The 8,246-nt window shown below is 70.7% G+C and carries 9 protein-coding genes; 5 read left to right on the forward strand and 4 right to left on the reverse strand.

All coding sequences use genetic code 11. The features are described 5' to 3' along the window. Positions 1 to 535, reverse strand: a 535-nt coding sequence (locus K6I34_RS25930) for a condensation domain-containing protein (RefSeq protein ID WP_229329047.1), incomplete at its 3' end; no start/stop codon positions are given. A gap of 194 nt (positions 536 to 729) precedes the next feature. Here K6I34_RS25930 and K6I34_RS25935 point away from each other — a divergent pair. The 5 genes from K6I34_RS25935 (at position 730) to K6I34_RS25955 (ending at position 5,538) form a co-directional block, all read left to right on the forward strand. Next, a complete protein-coding gene (locus K6I34_RS25935) occupies positions 730 to 1,518 on the forward strand; it encodes an alpha/beta fold hydrolase (RefSeq protein ID WP_229329049.1) in 789 nt (262 codons plus the stop codon). 48 nt (positions 1,519 to 1,566) lie between these two features. After that, a complete protein-coding gene (locus tag K6I34_RS25940) occupies positions 1,567 to 2,082 on the forward strand; it encodes a DinB family protein (RefSeq protein WP_229329051.1) in 516 nt (171 codons plus the stop codon). A 177-nt stretch (positions 2,083 to 2,259) separates the two neighbouring features. After that, entirely contained in the window at positions 2,260 to 3,084 is an 825-nt protein-coding gene (locus tag K6I34_RS25945; RefSeq protein WP_229329054.1) for a class I SAM-dependent methyltransferase, read from the forward strand. Between the two features lie 277 nt (positions 3,085 to 3,361). Further along, the gene (locus K6I34_RS25950; RefSeq protein WP_229329056.1) at positions 3,362 to 4,906 is read left to right on the forward strand and encodes an MFS transporter; all 1,545 of its coding nucleotides are present in this window, start codon (positions 3,362 to 3,364) and stop codon (positions 4,904 to 4,906) included. After that, positions 4,903 to 5,538 carry a TetR/AcrR family transcriptional regulator gene (locus K6I34_RS25955; RefSeq protein WP_229329066.1) on the forward strand — a complete coding sequence of 212 codons (636 nt, stop codon included), beginning with the start codon at positions 4,903 to 4,905 and terminating at the stop codon, positions 5,536 to 5,538. Before K6I34_RS25950 ends, K6I34_RS25955 begins: the two co-directional genes overlap by 4 nt. A gap of 681 nt (positions 5,539 to 6,219) precedes the next feature. Here the strand turns inward: K6I34_RS25955 and K6I34_RS25960 are convergent. The 3 genes from K6I34_RS25960 to K6I34_RS25970 all read right to left on the reverse strand — a co-directional run bounded on the left by K6I34_RS25960 (position 6,220) and on the right by K6I34_RS25970 (position 8,017). Then, the gene (locus K6I34_RS25960; protein WP_229329068.1) at positions 6,220 to 6,540 is read right to left on the reverse strand and encodes a hypothetical protein; all 321 of its coding nucleotides are present in this window, start codon (positions 6,538 to 6,540) and stop codon (positions 6,220 to 6,222) included. Positions 6,541 to 6,634: 94 nt separating this feature from the next. After that, complete coding sequence (locus tag K6I34_RS25965) at positions 6,635 to 7,012, reverse strand: hypothetical protein (RefSeq protein WP_229329070.1); 378 nt, start codon at positions 7,010 to 7,012, stop codon at positions 6,635 to 6,637. 84 nt (positions 7,013 to 7,096) lie between these two features. Beyond that, complete coding sequence (locus K6I34_RS25970) at positions 7,097 to 8,017, reverse strand: hypothetical protein (protein WP_229329072.1); 921 nt, start codon at positions 8,015 to 8,017, stop codon at positions 7,097 to 7,099. Between the last annotated feature and the right edge of the window lie 229 nt (positions 8,018 to 8,246).

Below are 8,246 nucleotides of genomic sequence, written 5' to 3' on the forward strand. Positions count from 1 at the left end.
GGAGGGCGGGGGCGTCCGGGGTCTCGGGAGCGCCGCCGGTGACGCGCGCGTACTCGGCCCAGGTCTGGAGGGAGACCTGGTTGACGGCCCAGGCGTCCGCGACGATGTGGTGGGCGTTGAGGAAGAGATGCGCGACGTCGTCGCTCTCGCGCAGCACGGCGGCGGTGAACAGCCGCCCGCGGCGCAGCGGGAAGGGGCGGGTGTACGCGGCGTCCCGCCAGGCGGCGCAGGCGGCGGCCGGGTCCGCCTCGCCGGAGAAGTCGAGGTACGCGACCCACTCGGCGGCGTCGGTGTCCGCCTCGGGGGCCTCGACCCACTGGCCGGGCACCCCGTCCAGCTCGTCGAAACGCAGGGAGAACGCCTCGTTGCGGCGCAGCACACCGGTCAGGCAGAGCCGCAGCGCATTCAGGTCGGCCCGTCCGTCGAGCCGCTCGTGAACGACCACATTGAATTGGTGGTCACCGGGCGCGTGTGATTCCGCCGCCCAGATGTCACGCTGGTACGAGGTCAAGGGAAAGATACGGGGAGGCGTCATGGCCTTCCTTCCGCTTTTTCAAGGGGTGTTGTCCGGCCTCTCGCCCTCGACCCTAGGAAGGGAAAAGCGGTGCGTACCACTACTTGTACGAGTAGAGGGCGACCACTCGTTCGAGTGGTTGCCCCGGTAATCACGGTATATACCGGGATGAATCGCCGCCCAGCCCAACCACTTCCCGGGCTACTCTCCGCCGCGTGACCACATTCATTCAGGGCTCGGGACCGGCGCTCGTTCTGGCGCACGGCGCGGGCAGCGATATCCAGGACAGCTACGGCCCGATTCTCGGTGAACTCGCGCTCGGATTCCGGGTCATAGGGACGGACTTCCCGGGTTCGGGAGAAGTTCCGCTGCCGTCGTCGGGGCTTTCCCTGGACCTGCTGGCGGACCATGTCGTGGAATCCGCGGTGGCGGCGGGAGCGGAATCCTTCGCGCTCTCCGGTTTCTCCATGGGCACGGCGGTGGCGGTACGGGCCGCGGCCCGTCACCCGGAGCGCGTACGGGCCCTCGTCCTCTCCTCGGGCTTCGCCCGGCCCAACCCCCGCCTGATGCTGGTGATCGACACCTGGCGGGCCCTGGCCCGCACCGGGGACGACCGCACGCTGGCCTCGTACCTCTCGCTGGTCGTGGGCGGCGCGACGTGGCTGGACGCGCGCTCGCGCGAGGAGGTCGAGGAACAACTGGGGCTGTTCGCGGCGGGGTTGCCCCACGGCACGGACGAGCAGCTCGCCCTCTTCGAGCACATCGACGTCCGCGGCGACCTGCCGGGCATCACGGCGCCGACCCTGGTGGTCTCCCCCACGGAGGACGTCCTCACGACCCCGTCCCACTCCCGCGAACTCGCCGACGGCATCCCGGGCGCCCGCCTGGAAACCCTCCCCTGCGGCCACGCGATCGCCGCGGAACGACCAGAGGAGTGGGCCGCCCTGATCCGCGACTTCCTGTCGGGCGCCCTGGCGGACCAGGGCCTGTCCGACGAATCTTGAGTCGAAAATCACGCGGCGGCCGGAGACCGGGCGCTCTAACGTGCAGGCATGGCACCTTCACTTGAGCGTCCTCCTTTGCAGGCCGACGAACGCACCGCGCTCATCGGCTGGCTGGATCTGCAACGGCGGATCCTGCGATGGAAATGCGAGGGCCTGAGCGAGACCGACGCGCACCGCTCCGTCATCCCGACCTCGCCGGCGATGACGATGGCCGGGCTCATCAGCCATATGCGATGGGTCGAGCACATCTGGCTGGAGGTGCTGTTCCTGGGCGGCGACAAAACGCAGAACCCGTCCTTCGACGAGACGAACGAAGGTGCCGACTGGCGCACCGACGGCATCCCGCTGAAGCAGCTGCTCGCGGAGTACGAGGCCCAGTGCGCACGGAGCAACGAGATCGTGGCCGCGGCCTCCCTGGACGACGTCGGCCGCCACCCCGACTTCCACTCCGGCAGCGCCAACCTCCGCTGGATGCTCATCCACCTCGTCGAGGAGACCGGCCGCCACGCGGGCCACGCGGACATCGTGAGGGAACTCCTCGACGGGACGAAGGGCTACTACTGACCCCGCCAGGGGGCGCCCCATCAGGGGCGCGGGGCTGTATCGATATGCGGCTCCGCCGCGTGGGCGCGACAAGCCCCCACCGGGGCCGCAGCCGCGCGCGGAGCGCAAGACGCACCCAATAGGCGCAACGGCGCGCCGATAAACCGAACCCGCACCCCACCCCCTACCGTGGCCGCCATGGGCGGCCAGGAAAAAATCTCACTGCACGGCGCACCCGAAACCATGCTCGCCACCCTCTACGGCCGAGCCCTCGACAGCCGGGCCAGGACACCGGTCCTGGGCGACGACGAAGCGGCCAGAACCGTCCAGCGCATCGACTACGACTTCCGCCGGACGGGGATCACCCGGTCCACGGCCTTCGGTGTGGCCCTGCGGGCGAAGCTCCTCGACGACTGGACGACGGAATTCCTCGCCGCGCACCCGGAGGCCACGGTGCTGCACCTGGCATGCGGGCTGGACAGCCGCGTCCGCCGGGTCGGCCCGCCGCCGACCGTGCGCTGGGTGGACGTCGACTACCCGGAGGTCGTCGAGCTGCGCGAACGGCTGCTGCCGCCCCCGCCCGCGGCCGACTACCGCGTGGTCGGCACGTCCGTCACGGACGCGTCATGGCTGGAGGAGGTGCCCGCGGACCGCCCCACGGCGGCCGTCTTCGAGGGCCTGTCGATGTATCTCCACAAGGACGACGGCAAGCGCCTCGTCCAGCACATCACCGCCCGCTTCCCGAGCGGCCAGCTGCTCTTCGACGGCTTCAGCAGCTTCGGGATCCGGCACCAGCGCCTCATCACCCCCGTACGCCGCGCGGGGGCGACCCTCCACTGGGCGATCGACGACCCCGCCGAACTGGAGAACTGGCACGCGGGCCTCCACTGCCTCGACGCCGTACGGCCCGCCGACATGCCGGGCACCGAAAAACTGTCCACAGCGGCACGCCTGGCCCTGTGGGCAATGGCCCACACCCCGGGCTGGCGCGACGTGGGATGCATCCTGCGCTACGAGTACTGAGGACGAGCACCGAGGCGGGCACAGGGGCGCCCCGTCAGGGGCGCGGGGCTGTGACATTGTGCGGCTCCGCCGCGTGGGCGCGACCAGCCCCCACCGACCCGCACGCAACCGCCGGGGCCAGGGGGCGAAGCCCCCTCCAGGGGCGCGGGGAACTGCGCGACCAGCCACAACGGACCCGCAGCCGCGCACGATCCACAAGAGGCACCCCGATAGGCGCACCCGCCACCCCCGGATGTCATCATGCGATGACATCATCTGATGACGCAGGGGGGCGGCAATGGACGACGCAGATACAACGCATTCACGGGGCGCGGGGACGACGTCCCCGCCGGCGCCAGGGTGGCGCCTCCGCGCCCTGACCCCGGTACTCGTCTACATCGGCATGGTCGTGGCCATGGTCAGCAGCCTCGGCGCCCCACTCGTACCCCGCATAGCCGCCGTCGACCACGTCTCACCGGCAACTGCCCAGTGGTCGCTGACGATCACGATGCTGGTGGGCGCGGTGGCGTCCCCCACCATGGGGCGGCTGGGGGACGGACCGCGGCGCAAGGGCGTCGTCCTCGGCGCGATCGCCGTCGTGGGCATCGGCAGCGTGCTGGCCGCGCTGCCGATGGGTATCGGGCCACTGCTCGCCGGCCGGGCACTGCAAGGCGTGGGCCTGGGCCTGATACCCCTGGCCATCGCCACCGCCCGGGAGAGCCTGCCCGCCGAGCGGTCGCGGCCGGCGGTGAGCATGCTGTCGATCACCCTGGTCGCCGGGGTCGGTCTCGGCTACCCGGTCACCGGGCTGCTCACCCAGCTCTTCGGCCTGCACGCCGGTTTCTGGCTCGCGGCGGGCATCAGCGCCGTCGCGCTGGCCGCCGCCGCGCTCGTCCTCCCGCCGACGCGGCACCTGCCGCGCACGCCCCTGGACGTGCGCGGCGCCGTCCTCCTCGGCGCGGCGCTCGCCGGGGTGCTGCTGGTGCTGGGCGAGGGCGAGTCCTGGGGCTGGACCTCTCCCCGCCTGCTCGGCCTGACCGCGGTGTCGGTCGTCCTCCTCGCCTGGTGGACGGCGCACGAACTGCGCTGCGCGCACCCGCTGGTGGACCTGCGGCTGGTACGGAATCCGGTGGTCCTGACCACCGACGTGACGGCCGTCATCGCGGGCGTGGGCATGTACGTCCTGATCTCCCTGGTTACCCGCTACGCGCAGACCCCCACCACTGCGGGCTACGGCTTCGGCGCGTCCGTCCTCGTCACGGGTCTGATCCTGCTGCCGTTCTCCGCCGTGAGCGTCGTCTCCAGCAAGCTGGCCGCCGTCCTGGCCCGGCGCCTGTCCACCCGGGCGGTCCTGCCGGTGGGCTGCGCGGTCTCCCTCCTGGCCATGGCGCTCTTCTACGGCGCGCGGGGCAGCCTGTGGGAGCTGTTCGTGGCGATGGCCGTCGCAGGGCTCGGCGTGGGCTGCACGTTCGCGGCGATGCCCGGCCTGATCGTGCAGTCCGTCCCCCCGCACGAGACGGGCAGTGCCATCAGCTTCAACCAGGTGCTGCGCTGCGTCGGCTACTCGGCGGGCAGCGCGCTGAGCGCGACCGTGCTCCAGGCGCACACCCCGCCCGGCGCGACGCTGCCGTCCGCCGACGGCTACGGAACCGCGGCGCTGCTGGGGTGCGCCGTGTGGCTGGTTACGATCGTGGTCACCGTCGTCCTGCCCGCGCGCTCCCGTGCGGCGGGCGACCCCAGGGCCGCGGGGCAGGCCGGACAGGCCCTCCGCACGGACGACGGTCTCGCTACGCCCGCGGCCGGCTCCGCGCGGCCCGTACCCGACGAGCGGAGACTCCCATGAGCCCCGAGCAGCAAACACCGTCCCGGGGCCGGACGACGGAAGCGGCCACGGCCGCCGTCACCGCCCCGCGTCGGCGCCGTGACGCGGGCCGCACCCGCGAACGTCTCCTCGAAGCGGCGCACGAGCTCTTCGCCGAGCGCGGCTTCGACCGCACCACGACCCGCGAGATCGGCGAACGCGCGGGCGCCGACCCGGCGTTGATCGCCCGCTACTTCGGCGGCAAACCGCAGCTCTACCTCGCGACGCTGCGCGCCGAGTCGGAACGCGCCGCGCCCGCCGACCTCCTCGACGACGAACGTCTCCTGAGCCTCCTCCGCAAGCTCGCCCAGCACGGCCCGGGCCCGGTCACGCGGGCCACCGTCACCCCGTACAGCGACCCCGTCGTCCAGGACGCCGCCCGCACCCAGCTCTACGAGCGCCTGGTCGACCCCCTCGGCGACCACTTCACCACCGACGGCGTCCCCCAGGCACGCCTGAAGGCGGAGATCGCGGTGGCCGCCCTCACCGGCATCGTCCTCGCCCGCGACGCGGGCACCCTCACCGAACTCGCCTCGGCGACACCGGAGGAGATCCTCGCCGTCGTCCACGGCGTCATCGACGCGACGGCACGCCCGGAGGACGGGGCGCGATAGCGAAGCAGGGGGCGCGCGGGGTGCGGGACGCGCCTCGATATCTGGGCGAGGCCGGGACGGGAGCGCTAGGCTGAGGGCACCTGGACTGGTCAACCAGGGGTACGGCTGTGGACAGTCTTCTCGGCCGTACGCAATTGAAGAAGCCCCCGCCACGGACCGTACTCCGCGACGAGGGCTAACCGGGAACAACCCCGATCGGAGGCTAGTTGTTCGAGCCTCCGATCACTTACGGATCATCCACCTCCGTAGTTCACAGATCACTGTTTCAGCGATCCGCTCCCACAACTGAAGAAGCCCCCGCCACGGAAGGGCAAGTTCCGTGACGAGGGCTAACCGGGAGTGATTCCGATCGGAGGCTAATTGTTCTAGCCTCCGGTCACTTACGGATCATCCACCTCCACAGTTCGCGAATCACCCATGTGATCCGCTCCCACAGAGGCGGCTTCCGGTGGCGACCCGTCATATTGGGCGCCCCCCTTTCGGTGCCGCGGCCATAGCCGGTGAGCGCTCCGGAGGAACCCTCTGACAGGGTCCTCCGCGAACCCGACAGAAGTCGGCTCCTCCTCGAAGGGGGGCGCCCCACTCGGGGGCGCCACCGCACACACTAGTGCCGCACGCGCCACATATGTGTGGATATAGGCCTGTCCACCCTTACGGGTGAAATAGCCGTTAGATCCTGATCTATTCCGTACCGAACTTGACGCTCGCGAACGGCGTCTTCTCCGGTACGGACTTCCCCGGGGCGAGCCTTGTCGCGCTCCCCGAGCACTTCTTGCCGGTGTAGACGGTGAGCGACTTCTTGGTCCCGTTCACCGCCCCCCGCGCCTCCTGCCCCATGTCGAAGCAGTGGCCGTCCGGCGGGTCCGTGATGCTGTACCCCTTGCCTTTGGGCCCGATCCACGCGAACGATCCGTCCGCGGCGAACGCCGCACCCATAGAGACGGTCAGCGCGAGGACGGCCCCACCGAGGCCGACGGCGACCGGACGACGAAAACGCACCATGGTTCCTTTCAGTTCCCTTCCGTGAGCGAACGGGCAACTACCGCACAACGGAATCAACGGTTCAGGCGGCCTGAAAGGAACGGTTCGCCGCGACTCAGCGGACGACCACCTCGTAGCTGACGGCCGGATAGGGGAAGTTCCCCTGGTTGAGGCTGCCGAGCACGTAGTACACATCGCTGGGCTGGCCGGGGCTTCCGGGCTCGCAGCCGGGGTTGAAGTAGACCTTGATGTCGACGACCGAGAAATTGACCGCGGAGCGGGCCGGCTCCGGGAGGGCCTGGCAGCCGGTCCTGGCGATGTCCACCGGTATCTCTCTGCCGTGCAGGTCCTGCCCGGCGTAGAAGGAAACGATGGGGCCGGGCGGCACATCGGCCGCGGCGGTCGCGGCGGCGGGCTGGGCGAGGCCGAGACCCACCGTCAACGCGGCACCGGAGACGGCGACCGCACAGTATTTCTTCACACGAAAGGCCATGACTGCACTCCTGGGTGAACGACATCATGCGAAGCAGAGATGTTCACCAGCAGCCTCCGGCCCCACGAGCGGCCGCGCCCAGCCCTAAATACGCCGATTCGGGTTCCGGCCGCCGCGCATACTCCTCATCTCGGCGCGGATGTCGGCGCAGAGCTCGTGGACGGCTGCCACCTCCCCGACGGGGACTTCGCCGCCCTCACCGCCCCGGCAGTCCTTGCAGAGGCCACCCGGCAGGTTCTCGGGGCGGCCGGGAACGCGGCACTCGCGGCATTCCTGGAGGCGGGGGCGCGCGGCCCCGGCGTCAGGCGCGGGGGCGACGTGTTCCCGTTCGGGTGGAAGTTTCGCGATCAACCGCTTGCGGGTGAAGGCCTCCGGCGAATGAACGTCCGGCGGCAGCCCGGCCGTCAGCCCGCTCATGAGCTGGGCATCGGTGACACCGCGCACGAGCCATTCGGCGGCCAGCGGGGCGAGTTGGGCGCATTCGGAGGCGGAAAGCGGCAGGCGGGGGTCGACGAGTCCGACCTGGGCGAGGACGGCGTACGCGCGGGCCCGCGGCGTCTTCACCGGGACCTCGGCCGCTGCGGGCTCTGCCTCCAGGGCCTCTGCCTCCAGGGGCTCCGGCGCCGGTTCCGATGCCGGAGCCGGTTCCGGTGTCTGCTCCTTCGGCGCGTCGCCCCGCCGTAACCGCTGCCACCAGGACTCCTCGCGGGCGGTACGCGAGAAGTACGTACGCCAGGCCCACTGCGTGCCGTTCTCGCCGACGCGGTCGCGGAAGCGGAAGAGGTGACCGGCCTTCTCCAGGAGGCGGAGGGCGCTGAGGACGGCCATCTGCCCGTACAGGGCGATCTCCTTGGCCAGCGTCTTGCCGTCGACGGCCGCGCCGTCGGGGAGGCGGTCGATGTAGGCGGCGATGTGCGCGACGCGGGCGGGGAGGTGGGCGAAATCGCCTTCCGCCTTGGGCTTCTGGTCCGGCGCGGAGCGTTTTCCGTATCCGGGAGCCGCCATCGGGGGAGCGTACGCGGGCATGTCAGCGCTAAGCTGAGCAACAGCCATAGGGATCGAGTCGCTTTCGATCTCGCAGGTAAGACCCCCGGTTCGGTGCTTCCAACACCACGGGGGTCGCTTGCTTTTGCGCACGCTACACGCACCGGACGCAACCCCGCGAGCCGTGGCCATAGGTCATCCGGGCGCCCTCGCCCGGGACTTGGGAGGGACTGCTCCTTAGACACAACTG

The sequence above is a fragment of the Streptomyces sp. UNOC14_S4 genome (assembly GCF_020740835.1).
Taxonomy (GTDB): domain Bacteria; phylum Actinomycetota; class Actinomycetes; order Streptomycetales; family Streptomycetaceae; genus Streptomyces.